The organism is Kosakonia sp. SMBL-WEM22 (assembly GCF_014490785.1).
Lineage (GTDB): Bacteria > Pseudomonadota > Gammaproteobacteria > Enterobacterales > Enterobacteriaceae > Kosakonia.
The window spans coordinates 3,953,595-3,977,461 of sequence record NZ_CP051488.1 but is presented as its reverse complement, the minus strand read 5'-3'; the positions used below and the strand labels follow the sequence as shown (position 1 = coordinate 3,977,461).

At 58.5% G+C, this 23,867-nt stretch carries 25 protein-coding genes; 12 read left to right on the top strand and 13 right to left on the bottom strand.

The genetic code is table 11. The features are described from left to right. The first annotated feature begins 230 nt into the window (after positions 1 to 230). Positions 231 to 1,745 (top strand): carbohydrate porin, encoded by a 1,515-nt coding sequence (locus HF650_RS19130; RefSeq protein WP_275944592.1) that lies wholly within the window; start codon positions 231 to 233, stop codon positions 1,743 to 1,745. A 37-nt stretch (positions 1,746 to 1,782) separates the two neighbouring features. On the opposite strand, the gene chbG is transcribed toward HF650_RS19130, so the two are convergent. The 6 genes from chbG to HF650_RS19100 form a co-directional block, all read right to left on the bottom strand. Continuing rightward, positions 1,783 to 2,541 (bottom strand): chitin disaccharide deacetylase, encoded by a 759-nt coding sequence (chbG, locus tag HF650_RS19125; protein ID WP_187799939.1) that lies wholly within the window; start codon positions 2,539 to 2,541, stop codon positions 1,783 to 1,785. A gap of 12 nt (positions 2,542 to 2,553) precedes the next feature. Then, complete coding sequence (locus HF650_RS19120) at positions 2,554 to 3,909, bottom strand: 6-phospho-beta-glucosidase (RefSeq protein ID WP_187799938.1); 1,356 nt, start codon at positions 3,907 to 3,909, stop codon at positions 2,554 to 2,556. A gap of 33 nt (positions 3,910 to 3,942) precedes the next feature. After that, positions 3,943 to 4,782, bottom strand: a complete 840-nt coding sequence (gene chbR, locus HF650_RS19115) for a transcriptional regulator ChbR (RefSeq protein ID WP_187799937.1) — start codon at positions 4,780 to 4,782, stop codon at positions 3,943 to 3,945. Between the two features lie 30 nt (positions 4,783 to 4,812). Continuing rightward, positions 4,813 to 6,171, bottom strand: a complete 1,359-nt coding sequence (gene chbC / locus HF650_RS19110; RefSeq protein WP_187799936.1) for a PTS N,N'-diacetylchitobiose transporter subunit IIC — start codon at positions 6,169 to 6,171, stop codon at positions 4,813 to 4,815. A 64-nt stretch (positions 6,172 to 6,235) separates the two neighbouring features. Further along, positions 6,236 to 6,556: a PTS sugar transporter subunit IIB gene (locus HF650_RS19105; RefSeq protein ID WP_187799935.1), complete on the bottom strand. Its 321-nt coding sequence runs from the start codon at positions 6,554 to 6,556 to the stop codon at positions 6,236 to 6,238. A 248-nt stretch (positions 6,557 to 6,804) separates the two neighbouring features. Beyond that, complete coding sequence (locus HF650_RS19100) at positions 6,805 to 7,398, bottom strand: NAD(P)H-dependent oxidoreductase (protein ID WP_187799934.1); 594 nt, start codon at positions 7,396 to 7,398, stop codon at positions 6,805 to 6,807. Between the two features lie 110 nt (positions 7,399 to 7,508). Between HF650_RS19100 and HF650_RS19095 the strand changes: the two genes are divergently transcribed. Together HF650_RS19095 and HF650_RS19090 are read left to right on the top strand one after the other, a co-directional pair. Then, positions 7,509 to 8,111, top strand: coding sequence for a TetR/AcrR family transcriptional regulator (locus HF650_RS19095; protein WP_187799933.1), 603 nt, complete (start codon positions 7,509 to 7,511; stop codon positions 8,109 to 8,111). 72 nt (positions 8,112 to 8,183) lie between these two features. Next, positions 8,184 to 8,525: a nitrous oxide-stimulated promoter family protein gene (locus HF650_RS19090; RefSeq protein ID WP_023481143.1), complete on the top strand. Its 342-nt coding sequence runs from the start codon at positions 8,184 to 8,186 to the stop codon at positions 8,523 to 8,525. Between the two features lie 635 nt (positions 8,526 to 9,160). On the opposite strand, the gene flhA is transcribed toward HF650_RS19090, so the two are convergent. Genes flhA through hypA form a run of 6 tightly spaced genes read right to left on the bottom strand, consistent with a single transcriptional unit; the run spans position 9,161 to position 14,900 of the window. Next, entirely contained in the window at positions 9,161 to 11,242 is a 2,082-nt protein-coding gene (flhA, locus tag HF650_RS19085; RefSeq protein WP_187799932.1) for a formate hydrogenlyase transcriptional activator FlhA, read from the bottom strand. Positions 11,243 to 11,285: 43 nt separating this feature from the next. Beyond that, positions 11,286 to 12,296, bottom strand: coding sequence for a hydrogenase expression/formation protein HypE (gene hypE, locus HF650_RS19080; protein ID WP_187799931.1), 1,011 nt, complete (start codon positions 12,294 to 12,296; stop codon positions 11,286 to 11,288). Then, complete coding sequence (gene hypD, locus HF650_RS19075) at positions 12,293 to 13,414, bottom strand: hydrogenase formation protein HypD (RefSeq protein WP_187799930.1); 1,122 nt, start codon at positions 13,412 to 13,414, stop codon at positions 12,293 to 12,295. Before hypD ends, hypE begins: the two co-directional genes overlap by 4 nt. Continuing rightward, positions 13,414 to 13,686: a HypC/HybG/HupF family hydrogenase formation chaperone gene (locus tag HF650_RS19070; RefSeq protein WP_187799929.1), complete on the bottom strand. Its 273-nt coding sequence runs from the start codon at positions 13,684 to 13,686 to the stop codon at positions 13,414 to 13,416. The genes hypD and HF650_RS19070 overlap by 1 nt, the downstream gene beginning before the upstream one ends. Then, on the bottom strand, positions 13,677 to 14,549 hold the full coding sequence (hypB, locus tag HF650_RS19065) for a hydrogenase nickel incorporation protein HypB (protein WP_187799928.1): 873 nt from the start codon (positions 14,547 to 14,549) through the stop codon (positions 13,677 to 13,679). Before hypB ends, HF650_RS19070 begins: the two co-directional genes overlap by 10 nt. A 3-nt stretch (positions 14,550 to 14,552) precedes the next feature. Then, positions 14,553 to 14,900, bottom strand: coding sequence for a hydrogenase maturation nickel metallochaperone HypA (gene hypA, locus HF650_RS19060; protein ID WP_187799927.1), 348 nt, complete (start codon positions 14,898 to 14,900; stop codon positions 14,553 to 14,555). Positions 14,901 to 15,098: 198 nt separating this feature from the next. Here hypA and hycA point away from each other — a divergent pair, with 198 nt between their 5' ends. From hycA to hycI, 9 genes are all read left to right on the top strand, one after another. Then, on the top strand, positions 15,099 to 15,566 hold the full coding sequence (hycA, locus tag HF650_RS19055; RefSeq protein ID WP_187799926.1) for a formate hydrogenlyase regulator HycA: 468 nt from the start codon (positions 15,099 to 15,101) through the stop codon (positions 15,564 to 15,566). Positions 15,567 to 15,660: 94 nt separating this feature from the next. After that, positions 15,661 to 16,269: a 4Fe-4S dicluster domain-containing protein gene (locus tag HF650_RS19050; protein ID WP_187799925.1), complete on the top strand. Its 609-nt coding sequence runs from the start codon at positions 15,661 to 15,663 to the stop codon at positions 16,267 to 16,269. After that, complete coding sequence (gene hycC / locus HF650_RS19045; RefSeq protein WP_187799924.1) at positions 16,266 to 18,080, top strand: formate hydrogenlyase subunit 3; 1,815 nt, start codon at positions 16,266 to 16,268, stop codon at positions 18,078 to 18,080. The genes HF650_RS19050 and hycC overlap by 4 nt, the downstream gene beginning before the upstream one ends. 2 nt (positions 18,081 to 18,082) lie before the next feature. Further along, positions 18,083 to 19,009, top strand: coding sequence for a respiratory chain complex I subunit 1 family protein (locus HF650_RS19040; RefSeq protein WP_187799923.1), 927 nt, complete (start codon positions 18,083 to 18,085; stop codon positions 19,007 to 19,009). Between the two features lie 12 nt (positions 19,010 to 19,021). Next, positions 19,022 to 20,731, top strand: coding sequence for a formate hydrogenlyase subunit HycE (hycE, locus tag HF650_RS19035; protein WP_187799922.1), 1,710 nt, complete (start codon positions 19,022 to 19,024; stop codon positions 20,729 to 20,731). 17 nt (positions 20,732 to 20,748) lie between these two features. Beyond that, the gene (locus tag HF650_RS19030; protein WP_187799921.1) at positions 20,749 to 21,291 is read left to right on the top strand and encodes a formate hydrogenlyase complex iron-sulfur subunit; all 543 of its coding nucleotides are present in this window, start codon (positions 20,749 to 20,751) and stop codon (positions 21,289 to 21,291) included. After that, on the top strand, positions 21,291 to 22,055 hold the full coding sequence (locus tag HF650_RS19025; RefSeq protein ID WP_054804324.1) for an NADH-quinone oxidoreductase subunit B family protein: 765 nt from the start codon (positions 21,291 to 21,293) through the stop codon (positions 22,053 to 22,055). The genes HF650_RS19030 and HF650_RS19025 overlap by 1 nt, the downstream gene beginning before the upstream one ends. Further along, positions 22,055 to 22,465 (top strand): formate hydrogenlyase maturation HycH family protein, encoded by a 411-nt coding sequence (locus tag HF650_RS19020; protein WP_187799920.1) that lies wholly within the window; start codon positions 22,055 to 22,057, stop codon positions 22,463 to 22,465. The genes HF650_RS19025 and HF650_RS19020 overlap by 1 nt, the downstream gene beginning before the upstream one ends. Next, positions 22,458 to 22,913: a hydrogenase maturation peptidase HycI gene (gene hycI / locus HF650_RS19015; RefSeq protein ID WP_076769120.1), complete on the top strand. Its 456-nt coding sequence runs from the start codon at positions 22,458 to 22,460 to the stop codon at positions 22,911 to 22,913. Before HF650_RS19020 ends, hycI begins: the two co-directional genes overlap by 8 nt. Here the strand turns inward: hycI and HF650_RS19010 are convergent. Continuing rightward, positions 22,910 to 23,863, bottom strand: coding sequence for a sensor domain-containing diguanylate cyclase (locus HF650_RS19010; RefSeq protein ID WP_187799919.1), 954 nt, complete (start codon positions 23,861 to 23,863; stop codon positions 22,910 to 22,912). The two genes, hycI and HF650_RS19010, sit on opposite strands and share 4 nt — an antisense overlap. Between the last annotated feature and the right edge of the window lie 4 nt (positions 23,864 to 23,867).

Sequence of the window (23,867 nt, the reverse complement as noted above, 5' to 3'; positions counted from 1 at the left end):
ATGAATTTATCTTTATAGACATATCGAAACATCCTGAATGACTATTACCCGCTCAATAATAGTTGTTAAGGAGGCCATTATTTGGGTTATCCCCCGCGTTTATAAATAATCTTATCTTTCTGTATTTGCTAACTTTCTTATATTTCACGCATTCAGGGTAAGACGCGCAAATTAAATTAAAGGGAATATTTATTCAGCGCGTTTATATATTAATAAATGGATTGATTATTATGAATAAATCACTACTCGCTTTGCTGATTACAGCAACGTGCGCGCACGCCTCTGCGCAACAATTAACGGTTGAAGAGCGATTGAGCCAGCTGGAAATGGCGTTGCAGCATAATATGGCGGAGCTGGCGCAGGCAAAAGCGGAGCTGGAACAGGCCAGAGCAGGCGGCAATGCAGGCGCAGAATCCGCCGCACAGCCGCAGGCTACTGCGGCAGAAAAATCGCCCTATACGCTGAAAGAGATCAGCGATTTCGTCAAAGAGGATATCGGTTTTGCCTGGCATGGTTACCTGCGTTCCGGTTGGGGAGCGGCTGGCAACGGCTCACCAAAAGAGTACGCCATCGGCTCGTTGGGACGTTTTGGCAATGAGTACTCATCATGGTTCGATCTTACCTTCTCGCAGCGCGTTTATGAGGAGGGGGGCAAATCTGCGCATGCTATTGTGCAGTTAGATGGCAACGTTGGCGCGCAGTATGGCACAGCGTGGTTCGACAAAAACTCAGAAAACCTCCTGCAGTTCTCCGATATCTACCTCACTACGCGCGGTTTCCTGCCCTTTGCGCCGGAAGCGGATCTCTGGGTCGGGAAGCACACGCTGCCAAAGTATGAAATTCAGATGCTGGACTGGAAAAGCCACCAGACAGACAGCGGCGCGGGTATCGGCGTAGAGAACCTGGCGCTCAGCGCGGGCAAGCTCCATGTGGCGCTGGTGCGCCAGGATGTTGATGCCCATGCGGTGAACTATCCTGTCAGCCAAAATACCCTTCAGGTTAACACCCACACGCTGGACATTCGCTATAACGCGCTGCCGCTGTGGGATCGCGCCACGCTGGAGCTGTTTGGCCGTTACTCGCTGGCGAACAAATCCGCCACCTATCGTGCTGGCGAAAAAGCAGGGCACTATTACAGCATTAAAGATGCGTGGTTAGCGGGCGCGATCCTGCGACAGAGCTTCAGCGCGGGTGGGTTCGAGGAGTTCACGCTACAGGCGGCGGATAACGCGCTGGCCAGCGGCTTTGCGCTCATCTCCAATTCGGGAGCAACCTACGGCTATCACGACAACTATTATGGCGAACACACCTACGGGCACGCGGTGCGCGCCATCTCGCAGGGGGAGTTCTACCCCTCATCGCAAATCGTACTGGCGCACGCGCTGGTCTTCGCTGCCGGGCAGGATATTTACAGCTATGACACCGGCGCGCACACGGATTTTCGCAGCTACCGGGCAGTGATGCGCCCGGCGTGGATCTGGGACAAGCACAACCAGACGGGCGTCGAGCTGGCGTGGTTTAAACAAACCAACCGCCAACAGGGCGAGGATTACCGCGAAAAGGGGGTTAAAACCACGCTCTATCACGCGCTGAAAGTGGACACCAGCCTGCTGACCTCGCGACCTGAGCTGCGTTTTTACGCCAGCTGGATCCGCGCGCAGGAGAACGGCATCAGCCATTTCCGCTTTGGCGATGAGCGCCGGGAGCAGTTCTCTGTCGGTGCGCAGGCTGAGGTGTGGTGGTAGTACAAAAAATCGGCGCATCATTGCGCCGCAAAAGCGGTTACAGATCGAGAAAACTGCCCAGTTGGTAGCCACGTTCAGCGATGCCATATTTCAGCGTCGGTGAGGTCAGCACCTCCAGTTCAGTTAAGCGAGGGAAACAGTAGCTGCTCTGGCGAAGCGTGTTATCGATAAATGCCGGGTGGCACATGATTTCCAGCGAGGTGCCACCCTGTTCGCTTAAGGCGTCAAGGATCTGCAAAAAACGCGCTTCAGAGAGCGCGTCGTCATAAAATTCATCACTAAAATGTTGGCTGCTACGCAGCCGTGCGGGCAGGTTGAGGCTGACCGGCTGCGTACGCCTGTCGAGACGCAGTCCCACGCCGCGCTGTGCTGCAAAGTCTGCGACGATCGGCAAAATCGCCTCAATCATATGCACATGGTGGTGGCTGTCGATATGCGTCGGCTCGTGACCAAAGAGGTCAGTAAAGCGCTGATACTGGCTCGCCAGCTCGCGTGCAATCTCCTCCAGCGGGAGTGAACCTTCCTTTGACCGCTGCCAGATCGCTTTGCCCAGTTTGCCGTCGGGCGCCAGTGAGGGCATCGGCGTAAGCGGCGCGCCGTGTGTCAGAACAAAATGCATGCCAACCGCCAGCAGAGGTTCCTGCTGGTAAAGGGCGGCGGCATGTTCCACCGCCTCGCCGTTCACCATCGCGGTGGTGGAGGTGACAACGCCGTGACGGAATGCCTCAAGAATACCGTAGTTTTGCCCGCGGCTGAGGCCAGAATCGTCGGCGTTAACGATTAATATTCGCGCCATTTTCTGCCCCTTTTAGCGTGGTTGGCACTTTAGACGCGCAAGGGTAGCGGCGAATTTCGGTAACCACTTCTCATGGGCAAGCAACATCTCACGCGCCAGCACCTCAGCGTCACCGTCGGAGTGAACCAGCGGGCTGAGGTTGAGCGCCAGCAGTACATCATTAAACTCGCCACTCAGCGCCGCCTTACTGGCCGCTATTTCAAACCCCTTGATGGTATGGATTAGCCCGAGCACCTTGTCATCAAAATGGGTGACGCGCGGGTGGGGCACTGCTCCTTCGCGTCCGATAAGGCAGGTCATCTCTACTGCCCACTCTGGTGGGATGTTATCGATATGCCCGCGATGGGGAATATTCACATAGTGCTCGGTCTGCTTATCGTTATAGATAGCGTTAATCACCTCGCACGCTGCATCGGAGTACCATGCGCCGCCGCGCTGCTCCAGCGCCTGAGGTTTTACGTCAAGCGTGGGATCCTTATAGAGCTCAAACAGCTCTTTTTCGACGCGCTGCACCACCTGCGCCCGCGCACCGCCTTTGTAATATTCGCCAAGCTCAATCGCCAGCATCTCTTTCTGCTTAAAGTAGTAAAGCAGGTAGGAGCAGGGCAGCAGGTTGAGGGCGCGAATCAATCCTTCGCTAAACGGCAGATCGAAGATGTTTTTCACCGACGATGCCTGCAGCTTTCCGCTGGCGACGCCGTCGAGCAGTTCCGCGAAGCGCGAAATGCCATTCACCTGCACATCACTAAGAAACACCATGTGATTGAGGCCAAAAAGATCGAGTGCAACCTCGTCATGCGCCTGCAGCTGCAGCACATCGCGGACAAACATCTTCATGCCGACAGGAATATTGCAGACGCCGATAAATTTCCTGAAAGCGGTATGGCGATAAACCGCTTCAGTCACCATGCCGGCCGGGTTGGTGAAATTAATTACCCAGGCGTTTGGGCAGATATCCTCTACGTCGCGCAGAATATCGAAAATCACCGGGATGGTGCGCAATCCTTTGAACAGGCCGCCTGCGCCGTTGGTCTCCTGACCCAGGTAGCCGTGACTTAACGGGATACGCTCATCCAGTTCGCGCGCTTTCAGCTGGCCGACACGCAGCTGAGTTGTGACAAAGTCCGCACCCTGCAGTGCTTCGCGACGATCGAGCGTTTGATACACCTTCAGGGGAATGCCCGCTCTTGCCACCATCCGCTGGCAAAGCCGGAAAATAATCTCCTGCTTCTCTCTTCCCTCCTCTACGTCAACGAGCCACCACTCCGTAATCGGCAGTTCGTGGTAGCGCTTGATAAAACCCTCGAGGAGTTCCGGGGTATAGCTGCTTCCCCCGCCGATAGTGACGACTTTCAGTTTCGGATTCATGCTCTCTCCTGTGGTGGATGCCGGTCGCGCCTGCTACTGCGTGATTTCCGTTAACCGCTTGCGATAACTATTGGGTGTAAATGACGTCATTTTCTTGAAGGTTTTAATAAACAGGCTTGGGCTGCTGTAGCCCGACTCCCAGGCGATGTCGGCTACCGAGTAGTTGGTCATCTCCAGCTGCTTTTTTGCAAAATCGATGCGGATCTCATTGATGATCTGCATCGGCGTTTTGTCGTAAAAGCGCCGGGTCGCGCGGGTGAGATACTCCTGCGATTTGCAGGACAGTCGCACCATGTTCTCCAGCGCGTTGTCGCTAAACTGGCGCTTATCGTGCATCGCTTCAACGGTGGCTCTCAGCCACTGCGGAATATCCTCCACCACCTGCTCTTCGCGGTAGTGGCGCAGTCGGTTAAGCACGTAAAAGGTCACGGTTTCGATAAACTCGTCGAGCCCGTTCTCACGAAAATTCAGCGAGGCAATCACTGTTTCAACATAGGTTAAAAATGCGTTGTGCGTGCGGTAAGGTTGCGAGGCAACAAAGCAGAAGGGCAGCAGCGATTGATAGTACTGTTCGAAAAATTTACGGCTGATCCCAACATTAAGGATGCGGGCTGCGCCGTACTCATAAACGCTCTGGTGATGGGAACCTAGCGGGATAAAGACAAAGTCGCCGCGTTCCAGTAGTACACGCTTGCCATTGATCACCTGGTAATAGCGTCCCGTCAGGACAAGGGTAAATTCATAATAATCATGCTGATGCAGTCCGCTGGCGCTTTCCGTCTTGTTGTAGATGAAGACATGAAAAGGCTTTCCCTTAAATAACTGCTGTTCCTGGACGGTTTTAATCTCCTGTGTGCCGATCGTTGGCTGCATCGTTCACTCCTTAGGACTTGCGCCTGCATGTCAAAATTTCAGTGCGTTAGCAATATCTTCCTCGCTCTCCTCCTGCTCGATGGCGTGCTGCGCCTTGTTGGCAATCACCACAAACGGCAGATAGACCAGCGTGGCGATAGCTAAGTTAAACAGCGCGAGGAGCAGAGCAGCGAGACTGCCGTTGGTATTAAAAAACGCCCCCAGCCCGGTGGGCATGGTCCATGGCGCGATATTAGTAATCGGGGGGATAAGACCGGCGTATAGGGCCAGCAGCGTGATAGCCGTAAGGATCGGTTGAACCAGAATCAGCGGGATAAACATCACCGGGTTCATGATCATCGGCAGGCCAAAAAGAATCGGTTCGTTGATCTGAAACAGACCGGACGGCAGCGCCAGCTTCGCCACCTGGCGGTAATCTGCCCGCCGGGAGGCAAGGAAAATGGCGATAATAAGGCCCAGGGTTGCGCCGCTCCCGCCTAGGAAAATATAGGAATCGAGCATCGGCTTCGCCCAGATATGGAAACTTTTGCCAGCCGCCAGCGCCGCGTCAACGGAGCCGTATTGCTGATAAACCGCGATATTCTCCAGCGCCCATGGCGTCATGATGCCGCTATCCAGCGCGGTGAGCGCCAGCGAACCGTGTATGCCGAAAAACCAGAGCAGTGGCACGAAAATCACATACACCCAGCCGACCACATGATCCATCGACGCCAGTGGTGCAGAGATGCCGTCAAGAATGAACTGATGAAAATGGGTGCCGTGGCGCGCCAGCAGCAAGGCGATAAGCCCCATGAACGATAAGATGATAAATCCCGGGATCAGCGCGGAGAAGGAGCGGGCTACCGCGGCCGGCACGCTCGCGGGTAGGGTAATGACCCAGTTGCGATGCACGATAAACGCAAACATCTCCGCCACCACCAGGCCTATGATCATCCCTGAAATGATATTCGCGCCGCCCAGCCAGTTTGCGCCAACGGCGTAAACATCGCCGACGCTATAGGGCGTCACGGTCATAAAAGCGGCAATGGATAGCAGACCCGCAGCCAGCGCATCGACCTTGCGCTCGTCCGCCAGCGACATGCCGATAAAAAAGGGTGCCATCAGCGACATCATCCCCAGCGTTCCGTTATAGACATGGCCGCCGATGCCTTTTAGCGCATTCAGCGTTTCAATGGTCGAGGCATCAAGCAGCACACCTAATGAGTAAAAAAACGATCCGCTGCCAAAACTGAGAAAAACATTATTGATTAAGACGAACATCGCCCCGACGAGGGTTAACGGCATTACACGAATAAAGCCGTTTTTGATGGCATTGATATGCGGCTGCTGGCCGATTTTGATGGCGAACGGCAAAAGTATCTTCTCAAGCGTAGCGATGGCGTGACTCATTAACATCCCCTCAGGCAGTGCGACAGGTAGTGGGCAGGCTCTCGAAGGAGCCTGAAACGCAGGACTACTGTGCGCCGGCTTTTTTGATTGCGGCGACGGCCGCTTTCAGCACGCCGAGGCCATCGACCTTGCCATACAGCGAAGGATCAATCACTTCGACGGGAGTAGAGGGGAGTAAACGTTGGATCTCCGGGCGCTTCCAGGCTATTTGCGGGCCGAGTAATACGACATCTGCTTGTGGTCCCTTTTCAGCGGCAAGTGTTTCCGAAAATGCTTCAATAATGACCGGGACTTCATACTTTTCAGCCTGCGCCCGCATCTTAGTGACCAGTAATGAGGTGGACATGCCCGCAGAGCAAAACAGATAGATATGCTTCTTTTCCATTACCGCACCCCTGATTATTCCCGTTTTTTCTGCCCAGGCGTCAATAATCTCTCCATAACGGCCCGGTATTTGCGTTAAGTACTTTTTTCTTGCGATAAAACAAGTATACGGGAGCGCGTAGGCGGTAGGTATTCCACCGTCCGCCACAATTATCTCTGATTGACCTGTTGTTATGCTCTTCCTCACATTTTCAATATTTTTATGCCAGACCGGAGCGCGCCTGCGCCCCGTCCGGCGAAAAAGTAAACTTATGCGTTCGCAAAAATGCTTCTGCCAATCTCGCGCGCTTTTTGCAGGCAGGCTTGAGGTGAGCCGAGATCGGGCTGCATCAACGTGGCGTTGGTTAACACCGGCGCGCCGCAGTAGTCAAAAATACCGTGGGGGATTTGTGTGTTCCACGATTGCGCATAGCCATGTTTTTCAAACGTTTTGCTGTCTGCACCTCCTGTCGCTACCAGATGCACCGGCAGATGCCCTAACTTCTTTATCACTTTCCCGGTACCGCTATCTTTGTAGGCCCAGCCGTTGGCAAATACGCGATCGATCCAGCCCTTTAATTGCCCAGGCATCGTCCACCAATAGATAGGAAATACCAGAATTAACGCGTCGGCTTTCTCGATTCGTGCCTGTTCAGCCAGCACGTCGGCGGGCAGTGGGGCAGTTTGCATAAAGGCGTTGTAATCTGCGGCGGTGAAGGATGGGTTAAATCCTTCCCGCGCCAGATCGGCGATCTCAACGCTATGCTGCTGGTTCTCTTCACGAATGCCTTCTGCCACAGCGTGCGCCAGGCCATGGGTTAATGAGGTGTCGAGCGGGTGAGAGACTACGATCAATGCATGCATTTTTTTCTCCTCGGTTGCCATTACGGATTAATCACCGTAGGCTTATATACTATCAGTAACCTACTACTAGTAAGTTACTAATGGTATATAAGCTTGTCAAGGAGGTAATAATGGGCGATACGCGTGTACGCCTGCGACTCTCGCGGGAAGAGCGCTACGCACAGCTGGTGGAAGTGGCGTGGCAGATTATTCATGAGGCGGGAACCGAAGCGCTGACGCTGGGCTATTTAGCCGAACGCGCGGGTGTTACCAAGCCGGTGGTGTACGACCACTTCACCAGCCGTTCAGGGCTGCTGGCGGCGCTCTATCGCGAGTACGATCAGCGCCAGAACCGTAAACTGGAGATGCTGCTGGCGCAGACCGCGCCCGAACTCCAGCCGCGCGCAGAAGTGGTTGCGACGGCCTATATCGAATGCGTGCTGTTCCAGGGGCGCGAGATGCCAAGCCTGCTGGCAGCGCTGGCAGGAACGCCGGAGCTGGAGAAAATCCGCCGCGAATACGCCGTGGATTTCACCGGCACGTGCCGCACGCTGTTTGCGCCGTTTTGCCACGCACCGCTGCGTGATGCCGCGCTATGGGCGATGCTCGGCGCCGCCGAAGGGCTCTCCTGGGCGGCGGTGCAGGACGCGATTAGTGAAGAGCAGGCGAAAGAGGAGCTGGAGCGAGTGATTATCACTATGGTGCATGGGACGATGAGCGATGAGAGGGTATAAAACGCGCAATCAGGGTGCCATCATAAGATATTAAGTTGTATTATTAATGCATCTTAATTATTGGTGATACCGATGTCTGGACCACGTATCCTGCGGGAAAAATTGACCATCCGGAAGATGATTGCTCTCTATCAGCGCGCCTGCCCGGATGCGGTGAGTAGCGCGGCGCACTACGCAGATCTCTATGCCTACGCGGAGAAGCGGCTCGATAAGTGTGTCTTCGGCGAGGCAAAACCGGCCTGCAAGCAGTGCCCGGTGCACTGTTATCAGCCAGCCAAACGTGAAGAGATGAAGCAGGTGATGCGCTGGGCAGGGCCACGCATGTTGTGGCGGCATCCGATATTGACGGTGCGTCATTTGATTGACGATAAGCGCCCGGTACCGGAGTTGCCGGAAAAGTATCGACGCAAGTAGGGCGGATAAGCGTGTAACGCGCCATCCGGCAATGAGCCTGATATGTGGCCTCGGTGGAAGGGTTCCGTTCACCTGAACCGTAGGCCGGATAAGCGTCAAGCGCCATCCGGCATTATCACCGCGTCATCATTGCCGGATGGCGGCTGCGCCTTATCCTGCCTACCAAAACGAGCCTACAGCCACACCGATATTGCTTTTACTTCAGGTATCACAGCGATGGTGTTGTGTCCCCGCTGAAATCGGCGAACCGAAGCGGGAATGACAAGGTCTGGACGCCATGGATGGCGGACAGAGGCGAACCGAGACAGGGACGAGTCCCGGAACGGGGCGAGTAAGTCGAGTCGAGCCGGCCGCAGTCAGGCACGCGGGAGGTGAGCGCAGTGCGCAGCACCGATTTCCTCGCGGGGCCGCGGGGATTGATAAGGGGAGCGCGGCCGCTTCCCTTATCCCGTTCACCGCACCGATGAGAAAAATGTTCCCCCGCGCCCCTGGTGAACGGAACCCTTCCACCAATCCAACATGCCAGGCCCATCGCCTGATGGCGGCTACGCCTTATCAGGCCTACAACCCCCGATATGTCTGAAACGGCGTAGGCCGGATAAGCGTAAGCGCCATCCGGCATGGTGTGCCACAACTTATCCACCCGACAAATCATCCTTATCGATCCCCAGCCGTTTCATCCTTGAGAGCAGCGTCGTGCGCTTCAGCCCCAGCCTCTGCGCGGCACCTTTCGGCCCGGCGACCACGCCGTTGGTCTCCTTCAACACGCGCACAATCAGCTGATACTCATCTTCCCCTTCGCGCGGTGACTCGGCGGGTGGAGTCACGGTCACGGGCGGCATGGCGATCTCCGCCATCGAAATCTGTAACACATTGCCGCGCGTCAGCAGCACCGCGCGCTCAATCATGTTCTCCAGCTCGCGCACATTACCCGGCCACTCCATCGCGCTCAGCACCCGCAGCGTCTCCGCCGGAATGCTGTCGATATTACGCCCCATCTTGCGGGCGATTTTGAAGGTGAAGGCTTTCACCAGCAGCGGAATATCTTCCGGGCGTTCGCGCAGCGACGGCAGCTGGATAGGAAACACATTCAGGCGGTAGTAAAGATCGCTGCGAAACTCGCGATCGGCGACCATCTTCTTCAGATCGCGATTGGTGGCGGCGATCAAGCGTACATCGGTACGGATCAACTTATTGCTGCCGAGCCGTTCAAACTCCTGCTCCTGCAACACGCGCAGCAGCTTCGGTTGCAGCTCCAGCGGCATATCGCCTACTTCATCAAGAAACAGCGAGCTCTTATCCGCCAGTTCAAAGCGGCCGATGCGCTGGGCGCTGGCACCGGTAAACGCACCGCGCTCATGGCCAAAAAGATCGCTCTCCATAAGCCCGGCCGGCATCGCCGCGCAGTTCATCTTCACCATCCGGCGGCTGTTGCGCTCGCTCAGATTGTGGATAGCGCGGGCAATCAGCTCCTTGCCGGTGCCGGTTTCGCCGAGGATCAGCACCGTGCTGTTACTGCGCGCCACCATCTCCACCTGTTTCAGCACCCGCGACATCGCCTCGCTGCGGCCAATGATCTCGCCAAACTCGCTATCGACCTTATTAAGCTGCTCGGTCAGGGCGAGGTTCTCATCCACCAGCCGCTCCTTCAAACGATGGATCTCCTGGTAGGCCAGCGCGTTATCCACCGCAATGGCGATACGCTCGGCAATCTGGCGCAGCAGTTTGAGGTTCGCCTGGGTAAAGACCTCTTTCTGGCACTGCGCCAGCTTCAGCACGCCGAGCAGGTTTTTGCCCGACATCAGCGGCAGCAGGCAGAGCGTCTGGATCTGGTTGCCCCAGGTCTCAAACAGCATCCGCTCATAGGGCGCAAGCTTGTCGCGTTCATGCAGGTTGAGCAGCAGCATCTCTTTACTCATAAACACGCGCTCCGTCAGCGTGCCCGCCTCGTCCGCCTCCTGGGTTTCATGCGTCGGGTTGGCCTCATCCAGATAGTGCGTGGAGTAGATGGTCAGCTTGCCTTTGCGGCTGCCGCGGAGCACCAGGCTGATGGCGTCAATGCCGAAGTAGTAGTGGATCTCTTTGGCGACTTCGCTCACCAGTTCATCCATATGCAGCCGTGAGAGCACGGCATTGGTGATGGCGACCAGAATGCGGTAGTCGTTGCGCTCCTGGCTGAGCAGGGCATAGTCCGGCGTGCGGCGATCGCGGGTCTGCAACTGTTCAGCCACCACCGCGACGAGCTGCGTCAGCGTATTGAGGCGATCCAGTTCGCGCTCGCTCCACGGCTGGTCGTCATAACGGAAGAACTCGCAGCCGCCGAAAATCTGCCCCTCCGCCGCTAGCGGCAGCAGCGCGTAGTGGGCGAAGGGCGGGTAGAGCCCGCTGGCGGTAAGCACAGGCCAGGTCTCATTAAACAGCGCCGCCGTGCAGTGCAGCGCCTGCGGGTGGGAGAGAATATGCCGTACCGGACCGCTTGCCAGCAGCGCCTGATCCCCATACTCTGCGCCCTTTTCCGGTGCCTGAACGCTGTAGCGGCTCGCCCGGTGGCTATCCGCATGCCACAGCACAATCGCCGCGCCCTGCGCCAGCCCGGCCTGGCGCGCCAGCTGTGCCAGCGTTTCGCTGAGCGCCGCCACGTTCGGCTGCTGTAATAAAATCCGCGTGATATCGAAAAGCCCTTGCTGTCCGAGATCGCTCATCGGTGTATACGACATTTTGCTCATCCAGAAGCACACCAACAGGTGTGAAAAATAACAACTAGCAGATCCGCGGTAACGGCTCCGCATGGGGGAGATCTAACAGGCGTTTCACGCCGTAAAGCCCGGCTAACCGCACGCCCTGTTGTTCGACGACTTCGCCAATCATTGCGGCATCTTTACCTAAAGGGTGGGCGCGTAAGCGGTTAAGCGCCAGCTCGGCGCTGTCGCGATCGACTGCGATCACCAGTTTGCCTTCATTAGCGAAGTTAAGCGCATCCAGCCCCAGCAGTTCACACACGCCGCGCACCGCCGGGTTAATCGGTAATTTGCTCTCTTGTAATTCAATGCCATACCCGCAGGCGGCGGCAAACTCATGCACCACCGCATTGACGCCGCCGCGCGTCGCGTCGCGCAGGGCTTTGACGCCAGGCAAATCGCGCAGCGTCCCGATTAACGGCGTCAACACCGCGCAGTCGCTGCTTAACTCCCCGTCCAGCCCCAGCCCTTCACGCAGGTTGAGGATGGTCGCCCCGTGGTCGCCGAGCGTACCGCTTGCCAGCAGCACATCGCCCGGCTGTAGCGAGGCTGCCGCCCAGTGAATAGTGGCGGGGATCGCGCCAATACCGGCGGTATTAATAAAGAGCTTATCCGCCGCGCCGCGCTGCACCACCTTTGTGTCGCCGGTGACGATGGCGATCCCGGCGCTGCGGGCCGTTGCTGCCATGCTCTCCACCACCTGTTTTAGCGTTGCCATCGGCAGCCCCTCTTCGAGGATAAAGCCGCAGGAGAGGTAGCGCGGGATCGCGCCGCTGACCGCCACATCATTGGCGGTGCCGCAGATGGCGAGTTTGCCGATATCGCCGCCGGGGAAAATCAGCGGATCAATCACATAGCTGTCGGTCGAGAAGGCAAGCCTGTCACCGCCCGCCGCCAGCGCGGTAAGATCGAGGCGCGCTTGATCCTCCTGCTCCGACAGCCAGGGGTTGGCGAAGGCCTGCATAAAGAGTTCGCCGATCAGCTGCTGCATCGCCTGACCGCCGCTGCCGTGCGCCATCTGAACCTCATTCATACTTCACACTCCTGAGCGCGGTAGTGATACCAGGCGGCGCAGGCCCCTTCGGAGGAGACCATCAGCGCGCCAAAGGCGCTTTGTGGATTACAGGTGTTGCCAAACAGCGGGCAGTGGTGCGGTTTGCAGCGCCCGGTCAGCACGTCGCCACAGCGGGCGCGCGGGTCGTCATACACCTGCTGCATGGCTGGCTGGAAATGGGCTTCGGCGTCAAAACGCTGATAGGGAGCGGTCAGATGCACGCCCGATTCGCCAATCATCCCCAGCCCGCGCCACTCGCTGTCACCGCGCACGGTGAACACCTCGGCAATCGCCGCTTGTGCCCGCCGGTTGCCCTCGTCCGGCACCACGCGGCGATACTGATTCTCCACCTGGCTTCGTGCCGCAACTTTCTGCTCAACCAGCATCAGCACGCCCTGTAACAGGTCGAGCGGCTCAAAACCGGCGACCACCAGCGGGCGCTGAAACTCATCGGCGATAAAGGTATAGGCGTCGGTGCCAATCACCATGCTGACGTGGCCGGGCGCAAGGAAGGCATCGATGCCGTTATCGGGCTGCTCAAGCAGGCTGCGCAGGGTTGGGATCAGCGTGATGTGCTGGCAGAAGAACCAGAAGTTGTTGATATCGCGCGCCTTCGCCTGCTGTAGCGTGATGGCGGTGGCGGGCATGGTGGTTTCGAAACCGAGTCCGAAAAAGACGACTTTGCGCTGCGGGTTTTTCTCCGCCAGCGCCAGCGCATCAAGCGGCGAGTAGACAATCCGCACATCCGCGCCGCGCGCCTTCGCCTGTAACAGGGAGCCGTTTTTGCCCGGCACGCGAATGGCGTCGCCGAAGGTGCAGAAGATCACCTCCGGGTGGCTGGCGATCTCCACGCAGGTATCAATGCGCCCCATCGGTAAGACGCAGACCGGGCAGCCGGGTCCGTGGATAAACTCAATATTCTCCGGCAGCAGCTGGTCGAGGCCGAATTTGAAAATGGCGTGGGTGTGGCCGCCGCACACCTCCATAATGCGCAGCGGGCGCGCGGCGGTGTAAGCAAGCCCTGTGGCGCGTTCACGCAGGCGGGCGATAAGCTGCATCACCTGCTCCGGCGCGCGGTACTCATCGACAAAGCGCATTATCCCTCCTCGCCGTAGAGCAGCGCGCCGACATCCGGCTCAACGTCAAACATGTTTTGCAGCGCCGCCAGCGTTTCGCGCGCTTCGGCTTCGTTGATGATGCTCATGGCAAAGCCGACGTGCACCAGCACCCACTGGCCGATACGCGAGTGGCCCTGCTCATCTTCACTGCCAACCAGCGTCAAATCGACATTACGCTGGATGCCGCTGACATCAACTTTCGCCTGCAGGCCGTCAATGGCGCAGATTTGCCCCGGTACGCCTATGCACATCGTTGCGCCTCCAGCCACTCAAGCCATGCATCCATGCCGTCGCCTTTGGTGGCGGCAACCAGCAGGATCTCAATCTCGGGGTTCACCTCCCGCGCGTAAGCGATGCACTGCTCAACATCGAAGCTGAGGTAGGGGAGAAGATCGACTTTGTTGAGCAGCATCAGCGAGGCGGCGGCAAACATATGCGGATATTTGAGCGGCTTATCCTCCCCTTCAGTTACGGAGAGCACCGCCACTTTATGCCGCTCGCCGAGATCAAAACTCGCCGGGCAGACCAGATTGCCGACATTCTCAATAAACAGGATGCCCTGTTCGGCCAGCTGCAGACGCGGCGCGGCATCGGCAATCATCTGCGCATCGAGATGGCAGCCTTTACCGGTATTAACCTGAATCGCCGGAGTGCCGGTGGCGCGGATGCGTGCAGCGTCGTTAACGGTTTGCTGATCGCCCTCAATCACCGCACAGGGGAGGCGGTTTTTCAGGCGCAGTAAGGTTTCCGTGAGCAGGGTGGTTTTGCCGGAGCCGGGGCTGGAGACGAGATTAATCACCAGCTGTTGGCGGGCCGCGAAGCGCGCGCGGTTGCGGGCGGCGATGCGGTTGTTTTTATCCAGTACGTCGATCTCCACTTCCAGCATCCGCCGCTGGCTGATGCCCGGCGCGTGGGTGCCCGCTTCGCCGTGGCCATAATGCAGGTCGCCTTCGTCAAGCTGAGTCGGGCTGAACGCATCGGTTTTGACCCCGGTAATGGTCAGCGCCGGGCGCGTCGCCGGAGCGAAGGGGGCGCTGCGAAAGGCGGAGTGGGGGTTATGTTCATCGCCTTCTATATAGCGGTTTCCATCCTGACAACCACATGTCGTACACATTGCTTACTCCTCAATTTCCAGTCGCTGAATTTGCATACCGTCGTCGGCGACGATCTGCAACTGGTCGCTGTGGCATTGTGGACAGCGGCGTACACGCTGACTGAGTAACGTCACATACTGCTGGCAAGACTCGCACCAGCACTCGGCCTGTTGTTGTTCGATATGCAGTCTACAACCTTCCGCCAGGCTGCCGCGGCAGACCAGATCAAAACAAAACGTTAAAGCGTCCGTTTCGACGCAAGAAAATGCGCCCACCTTCAGCCAGACGCCGGTGACCTTGTGCGCGCCATTCGCCACTGCCTGCTGTTCAATGACCTCCAGCGCGCGCTGGCACAACGTGATTTCATGCATAACGCCTCCTTATCATTTCCCCTGCTAATGCAATAACAGTGCCACTCCCGGTTTAGTCACGGTGACGATGACGACAATGACGAGATGACACGTCGAAATTCTGCCTCTTCTTTTTAAATAATTATAAAAATCAATAATTTAAAAATTGGCATGGATGATGCTTAAACGCTGTTGTTTCTATTAAGCGGGTAAGCTGAGATGACGATTTGGGAAATTAGCGAAAAGGCGGATTACATCGCCGGGCGGCATCACCGTCTGCAAGAGGCGTGGCGCAGTTACTGCAATACGCTGGTTCAGGGCATTACGCTCGCCAAAGCGCGTTTGCACCACACCATTGGCTGCGCGCCGGAGCAGCAGCTCTGCTTCGTGCTGTTCGATCACTTCATGGTTTACATCACCCTGAGCGGTGGCTTTAACGGCCACACCATTGAGTACGCGATTGCTAATAAAGCCAGTGAAGAGAAGCGCGTAATCGCCGAGGCGCGTCTCACCAGCGATGGCAAAATTGATGGTCTGTTTGAAGTTTGCGATCGCGAAAAAGTGCTTGAGCACTACCTCGGCAAACTCGCCGCCGTCTACGACACCCTCTATGCCGCAATGGAAGCCGATACGCCGGTCAACCTCACCACGATTGCCCGTGACGGGCATTCGCCGGTGCTGGCCTGAGCTGGAGTGTCGACGGGTGTCGACATGACACCCATCGACATATTTCGTCAAAAATGACTGCCCGTAAGCGGGCGACTCACCTGAGGATCGACTGGTGAACCGTTTTGTAATTGCCGACCCGGCGCTCTGTATTGGCTGCCACACCTGCGAGGCGGCCTGCGCCGAGACGCACCGCGCGGTGGGGCTGCAGGCGATGCCGCGCCTGCGCGTTATGCGCAGCCAACATGAATCCGCGCCGCAGCAGTGCCACCACTGTGAAGATGCGCCCTGCGCCGGGGTCTGCCCGGTGAACGCCATCAACCGCGAGGATGGCGCGGTGCAGCTCAATGAGAGCCTTTGCGTCAGCTGTAAGCTCTGCGCCATTGCCTGTCCGTTCGGCGCGATTGAGTTTTCCGGCAGCCGTCCGCTGGATATCCCGGCCAACGTCAACACGCCGAAAGCGCCCGCCGCGCCGCCGATGCCTGCGAAAGTGAGTTCGCTGCTCGACTGGGTGCCGGGCGTGCGCGCCATCGCCGTGAAGTGCGACCTCTGCTACTTCGACGCCGACGGACCGGCCTGTGTACGCATGTGCCCGACCAAAGCACTGCACCTGGTCAGCCCGCACGACATCACTCGCGCCAGCCGCCGCAAACGCGAGCAGACCCTGAATAGCGATTACGGCGATCTGGCGCGATTTGTGCTGAATAACGGGAGTGCAAAATGACGCTTTTCTCTTTGCTGAGCACCGCGGTCGTCACACTGAGCGGCGCTGCGCTGCTGGCGGGCCTGCTGAGTGCGTTCAAAACCGTGAGTGGTTTCTTCGCGGGCCTGGGCGGTGCGGCTGGCTGCCTGCTGGTAACGGCGGCCGGGGCGGGCGCACTGCTTGATGGGCAGACCGTGAGCGGTATCGTGCCGCTGATCAACCTTCATCTGTTGCTCACGCCGCTCGGCGCCGTCTGGCTGCTGACGCTTGGCGTCTGCGGCTTCTTTATCAGCCTCTATAACCTGGCGTGGCACCGTCATCAGGCGGTAAAAACCAATGGTCTGCTGGTTAACCTCCTGCTGGCGGCGGCGATCTGCGCGGTGAGCGCGGCCAACCTCGGCGCACTGGTGGTGATGGCGGAGATCATGGCGCTCTGCGCGGTGTTCCTTACCGGGTGCAGCACCTCCGGCAAACTCTGGTTCGCTCTTGGACGCCTCGGCACGCTGCTGCTGGCGCTGCTCTGCTGGCTACTATGGCAGCGCTACCAGAGCCTCGATTTCAGCGTGCTGAGCCTGCACCCCCTGAGCGGCGGCCTCTGGCTTCTCGGCATAATCGGTTTTGGCCTGCTGGCGGGGATCATCCCGCTGCACGCCTGGGTGCCGCAGGCGCATGCCAACGCTCCGGCTCCGGCGGCGGCGCTCTTCTCCGCCGTGGTGATGAAAGTCGGGCTGTTCGGCATCCTCACGCTCTCTCTATTTGGCGGACAACCGCCGCTCTGGTGGGGCGTGCTGCTGCTGGTGTTTGGTCTGCTGACCGCCTTTGTTGGCGGGCTGTATGCGCTGATGGAGCACAACATCCAGCGGCTGCTGGCTTACCACACGCTGGAGAATATCGGCATCATCCTGCTCGGCCTTGGCGCGGGCATCACCGGGCTTGCGCTGCGCCAGCCTGTGCTGGTGGCGCTCGGGCTGGTCGGCGGTCTCTATCACCTTTTCAATCACAGCCTGTTTAAAAGCACGCTGTTTCTCGGCGCGGGCGCGCTCTGGTTTGCTACCGGTTATCGCGATATCGAAAAACTGGGCGGCCTCGGTAAACGCATGCCGCTTATCTCGCTGGCGATGCTGGTTGGCCTGATGGCGATGGCCGCGCTGCCGCCGCTCAACGGTTTCGCCGGTGAGTGGGTGATCTACCAGGCCTTCTTCCGCTTAAGCGCCAGCGGCAATTTTCTTCTGCAAGTAATGGGGCCGCTGCTGGCGGTTGGGCTGGCAATTACCGGCGCGCTGGCGGTGATGTGCATGGCGAAAGTCTATGGCGTCACCTTCCTTGGCGCGCCGCGCAGCGCGCAGGCGGAAAACCCGCGCCCGCTGCCGTGGCTGATGAGTGTAAGCGTGGCGGCGCTGGCGATCTGCTGTGTGATTGGTGGGGTTGCCGCACCGTGGCTGCTGCCGCGCCTGTTCAGTGCCGTACCGCTGCCGCTTGAAACGTCGAACACCGTGGTGTCGCAACCGATGATTGCTCTGCTGCTGATTGCCGCGACGCTGCTGCCGCTGATGCTGCTCCTGCTGCTGAAGGGCGACCGTCTGCCGTCCCGCAGCAGAGGGGCGGCGTGGGTGTGTGGTTACGACCATGAAGCGTCGATGGTGATCACCGCCCACGGTTTTGCGATGCCGGTTAAAGGGGCCTTCGCGCCGGTACTCGCGCTGCGCAAATGGCTGGAGCCAACGCTGTCGCTGCCCGTCTGGCGGGGCGACGCCGCGCCGCTGCTGTTTCGTCGCCTGGCGCTGATTGAGCTGGCGGTGCTGGTGGTTGTGGTGATTTCCCGAGGAGCCTGAAGATGAGTTTTCTGTTTGCTGTTGTACAGGCGCTGGTGATGTTCGCCCTTGCGCCGCTGCTTTCCGGCATCAGTCGCGTAGCGCGTGCGCGCTTGCATAACCGGCGCGGGCCGGGGGTGCTGCAGGAGTATCGCGATCTGTTCAAACTGCTCGGGCGGCAGAGCATCGCCCCGGCGGCCTCCGGCTGGGTCTTTCGCCTGACGCCACTGGTGATGGTCGGCGTGATGCTGACGGTGGCCACCGCGCTGCCGGTGGTGACGGTGGCCTCACCCTTGCCGCTGCTTGGGGATCTCATCACGCTTATCTATCTCTTCGCCATTGCCCGCTTCTTTTTCGCCATCGCCGGGCTGGATACCGGTAGCCCTTTTACCGGGCTGGGTGCCAGCCGCGAAGCGATGCTCGGCGTGCTGGTGGAGCCGATCCTGCTGTTGGGGTTGTGGGTGGCGGCGCTGGTCGCCGGGTCGACCCATATCACTCACATTACCGACACCGTTTATCACTGGCCGCTGCACGCCAGCCTGCCGCTGCTTCTTGCGCTCTGTGCCTGCGCCTTCGCCACCTTTATTGAAATGGGCAAACTGCCGTTCGATCTGGCGGAAGCGGAGCAGGAGTTGCAGGAGGGGCCGCTCTCTGAGTATAGCGGCAGCGGTTTCGCCATCCTCAAGTGGGGCATCAGCCTGAAACAGCTGGTGGTGCTGCAACTGTTTGTCGGCGTCTTTTTACCCTGGGGGCAGATGACCGCCTTCAGCGTCGGCGGGCTGCTGCTGGCGCTGGTTGTCGCGCTGCTGAAACTGCTGCTCGGCGTGCTGGTCATCGCTCTGTTTGAAAACAGCATGGCGCGCCTGCGTTTTGTTGCCGCCTCGCGCGTCACCTGGGCCGGTTTCGGCGTCGCCTTCCTGGCCTTTGTCTCCTTGCTGGCGACCTATTAAGAGAGTTCATCTATGTCTGAAGAAAAGATCGGCCAACACTACCTTGCCGCGCTGCATGAGAAATTCCCCGGCGTGGTGCTGGAGAGCGCATGGCAGACGAAGGATCAGCTGACCCTGACCATCAAACTCAACTATCTGCCGGAAGTGGTCGAGTTCCTCTACTACCAGCAGGGCGGCTGGCTATCGGTGCTGTTTGGCAACGATGAGCGCAAGCTCAATGGCCACTTCGCCGTTTACTACGTGCTGTCGATGGAGCAGGGCGTGAAGTGCTGGATCACCGTGCGTGTCGAAGTGGATGCTTTGAAACCGGAGTACCCTTCCGTGACGCCGCGCGTACCGGCGGCGGTGTGGGGCGAGCGCGAAGTACGCGATATGTACGGCCTGATCCCGGTAGGCCTGCCGGATGAGCGCCGTCTGGTGTTGCCCGACGACTGGCCGGATGAGCTCTATCCGCTGCGCAAAGACAGCATGGATTACCGCCAGCGCCCCGCGCCAACCACCGACGCGGAAACCTACGAGTTCATCAACGAACTGGGTGATAAGAAGAACAATGTAGTGCCGATTGGCCCGCTGCATGTCACCTCTGATGAACCGGGACATTTCCGCCTGTTTGTCGATGGCGAGAACATTATCGATGCCGATTACCGCATGTTCTATGTCCACCGCGGCATGGAAAAACTGGCGGAAACCCGCATGGGCTACAACGAGGTGACCTTCCTGTCGGATCGTGTTTGCGGCATCTGCGGCTTTGCCCACAGCACCGCCTACACCACCTCGGTGGAGAACGCGATGGGCATTGTGGTACCGGAGCGGGCGCAGATGATCCGCGCCATTTTGCTTGAGGTCGAGCGCCTGCACTCCAACCTGCTCAACCTCGGCCTTGCCTGCCACTTTGTCGGCTTTGACTCCGGCTTTATGCAGTTCTTCCGCGTGCGTGAAACCTCAATGAAGATGGCGGAAATTCTCACCGGGGCGCGTAAAACCTACGGCCTGAACCTGATTGGCGGCATCCGTCGCGACATGCTGAAAGATGAGATGATCCAGACCCGCCAGCTGGCGCAGCAAATGCGTCGCGATGTGCAGGAGCTGGTCGATATGCTGTTAAGCACGCCGAACATTGAGCAGCGCACGGTCGGCATTGGCCGCCTTGATCCGCAAATCGCCCGCGACTTCAGCAACGTCGGCCCGATGGTGCGCGCCAGCGGCCACGCTCGCGACACCCGCGCCGATCACCCATTTGTTGGCTACGGCCTGCTGCCGATGACCGTTCACACCGAACAGGGCTGCGATGTGATTTCGCGCCTGAAAGTGCGCATCAACGAAGTCTTTACCGCCCTGAACATGATTGATTTCGGGCTCGATAACCTGCCCGGCGGCCCGCTGATGGTAGAGGGCTTTACCTATATTCCGCACCGCTTTGCGCTTGGTTTTTCCGAAGCGCCGCGCGGGGATGATATCCACTGGAGCATGACCGGCGACAACCAGAAGCTCTACCGCTGGCGCTGCCGCGCGGCGACTTACGCTAACTGGCCAACCCTGCGCTACATGCTGCGCGGCAATACCGTCTCTGACGCGCCGCTAATTATCGGCAGCCTCGATCCCTGTTACTCCTGCACCGACCGCATGACGGTGGTGGATGTGCGCAAGAAAAAGAGCCAGGTGGTGCCTTACAAAGAGCTGGAGCGCTACAGCATTGAGCGTAAGCACTCGCCGCTGAAATAGAAGGAGCGTTGCAAGCCATGTTTACCTTTATCAAAAAAGTGATCAAAACCGGCGCGCCGACAAGCGACTATCCGCTGACGCCGATGCCGGTTGATAAAAATTTTCGCGGTAAGCCACAGCACAACCCGCAGCAGTGCATCGGCTGCGCGGCGTGCGTTAATGCCTGCCCCTCCAATGCGTTAACGGTAGAGACCGATCTCGCCACCGGCGAGCAGGCCTGGCAGTTTAATCTTGGGCGCTGCATCTTCTGTGCCCGCTGCGAAGAGGTCTGCCCGACGGCGGCGATTACGTTGTCGCAAGAGTATGAACTGGCGGTGTGGAACAAGGCCGACTTTCTGCAACAGTCGCGCTTTGAGCTGTGCCAGTGCCGCGAATGCGCGCGCCCCTTTGCCGTTCAGAAGGAGATCGATTACGCCATTGCGTTGCTGGCGCATAACGGCGACACCCGTGCCGAAGCGCACCGCGCCAGCTTTGAAACCTGCCCGGCCTGTAAACGCCAGCAGTGCCTGGTACCAACCGACCGGATTGAATTGACCCGCCATATGAGAGAGGCCAGCTGATGAGCCAGCTTATTGGACCGCGCGACGCAGAGGGCATTCCGCTGCCGATGACGGTGGAGGAGTCCATCGCCAGCATGAAAGCGTCGCTGCTGAAGAAGATCAAACGCTCGGCCTACGTCTACCGCGTCGATTGCGGCGGCTGCAATGGCTGCGAAATTGAGATTTTCGCTACGCTTTCGCCGCTGTTCGACGCAGAACGCTTCGGCATTAAAGTGGTGCCCTCGCCGCGTCACGCTGACATTTTGCTCTTTACCGGCGCGGTCACCCGTGCGATGCGCTCCCCGGCGTTACGCGCCTGGCAATCGGCGCCGGATCCGAAGATCTGCATCTCCTACGGTGCCTGCGGTAATAGCGGGGGGATCTTTCACGATCTCTACTGCGTCTGGGGCGGAACCGACAAGATCGTGCCGGTCGATGTCTATATTCCCGGCTGCCCGCCGACGCCCGCCGCCACGCTTTATGGCTTCGCGATGGCGCTCGGGTTGCTGGAGCAGAAAATTCACGCCCGTCTTCCCGGCGAGCTGGACGATCAGCCGGCGGAGATCCTCCACCCGCAGATGGTGCAGCCGCTGCGGGTCAAAGTGGATCGCACCGCGCGGCGGCTGGCGGGTTACCGCTATGGCCGCCAGATTGCCGATGATTACCTGCGCCTGCGCACCCTCGGCGAGCATGAAGTGATGAACTGGCTGGCGCAGGAGAACGATCCGCGCCTGACGGAGATTGTCAGCCACCTTAACCAGGTGGTGCAGGAGGCGAAAATCTGATGGGCGAAACGGTGGTCTTTAGCCAGCTGCGGCGCAAGTTTATCGACGAAAACGAGACGACGCCGCCGCAGGCGCAGCAGGTGGTCTATTACAGTCTGGCTATCGGCCACCATCTTGGGGTGATCGACTGTCTGGAGGCGGCGCTCACCTGCTCATGGGACGACTATCTGGCGTGGATCGCCACCCTTGAAGCGGGCAGCGAAGCGCGGCGGAAAATGGAAGGGGTGCCGCGCTACGGCGAAATCGTCATCGACAGTACGCATGTAATGTTGCTGGCAAACGCCTTTGACCGCGCGCTGGCGCAGCAAAGTGAAATGCAGCAGGCGTGGAGCCGCGAGTTGCTGTCGATGCTGCATGATATTTATCAGGAGAGCGCCATCTATCTGATGGTCAGGAGGTTACGTGACTGACGTTCTACTCTGTGTCGGCAACAGCATGATGGGCGACGACGGCGCAGGCCCGCTGCTGGCGGAGATGTGCGCTGCGAAACCTGCGGGAGAGTGGCGGGTGATTGATGGCGGCAGCGCGCCGGAGAATGATGTCGCCGCGATCCGTGATTTACGCCCGGCGCGGCTGCTGCTGGTCGATGCCACCGATATGGGGCTTAACCCCGGCGAGATCCGCGTGGTCAACCCGGACGACATCGCCGAGATGTTTATGATGACCACCCACAATATGCCGCTCAACTACCTGATCGATCAGCTGAAAGAGGATGTCGGCGAGGTGATTTTCCTCGGCATTCAGCCCGATATCGTCGGCTTTTACTATCCAATGACGCCGCCAGTGAAGGCGGCGGTAGAGACGATCTATCAGCGGCTTGAGGGCTGGCAAGGGCAGGGCGGTTTCGCCACCCTTTAACGGCGACGTTTTTCCGCGTACATCACTTTGCCGCTCTCCTCCAGCATGTCGCGCAGGGTGGTGTACTTCTCATGCTGCTCAATCACGCCGTGAGAGTAGTTGATGTGGTAGTTTTTGCCGCCGTTCGCCTCCAGCGCGTCCATTCGCGTTTGCAGATCGAAGAGGAAGGCATCGACATCATGCTCGGCGCTGTTGCTAAGCAGCACGGCAAACTCGCCGCCGCCCATGCGCGCAGCGATATCCTGCTCCTGCAGGCATTTTGTCAGCGTGCTGGCGAAGGTTTTCACCACCGCATCCCCCTCTTTGCTGCCCAGCACTTCGTTGATCGACTTTAGGTTGTCGATGCTGAAATAGAGCAGGCTGAAGGGGGTGTTGTGCTCTTTCGACAAGGTGAAGCGCTTCTCGCCTGAGCGGTAAAAGCCGCGGCTGTTGGGCATGCCGGTCAGGGCATCGGTCATCGCCATACTGAGGATTAAAAACTCATCTTCGACGATGGCGGCGAAATCGAGCAGGGTGTTGATCTCCGCGCTGGAAAAGGGGCGCGGGTAGGTATCAATAATGCAGATGGTACCGGCAATGGCGCCATCCGGCAGGCGCACCGGGCAACCGGCGTAGAAACGCACCCACGGCTCGCCGGTGACAAAGGGGTTATCGGCAAAGCGCGGATCCATCTGGGTATCTTTCACGATAAAGACCCCCTCTTCGAGAATGGCGTGGGCGCAGAAAGAGAGGTTGCGTGGCGTTTCATGGGTATCGATGCCGCCGCGAGAGAGCAGCCACTGCCGATCGCGATCGAGCAGGCTTATCACCGCAATCGGCACATCAAAGGTGGTTTTTGCCATGCGGGTTAAGCGGTCGAAGCGTTCGTCATCTTTTTTATCGAGCAGATCCATCATGTATAAAGAGTGCAGACGCTCTTTTTCGTTGACTGGCATAGCTGGAAAAATCATATGA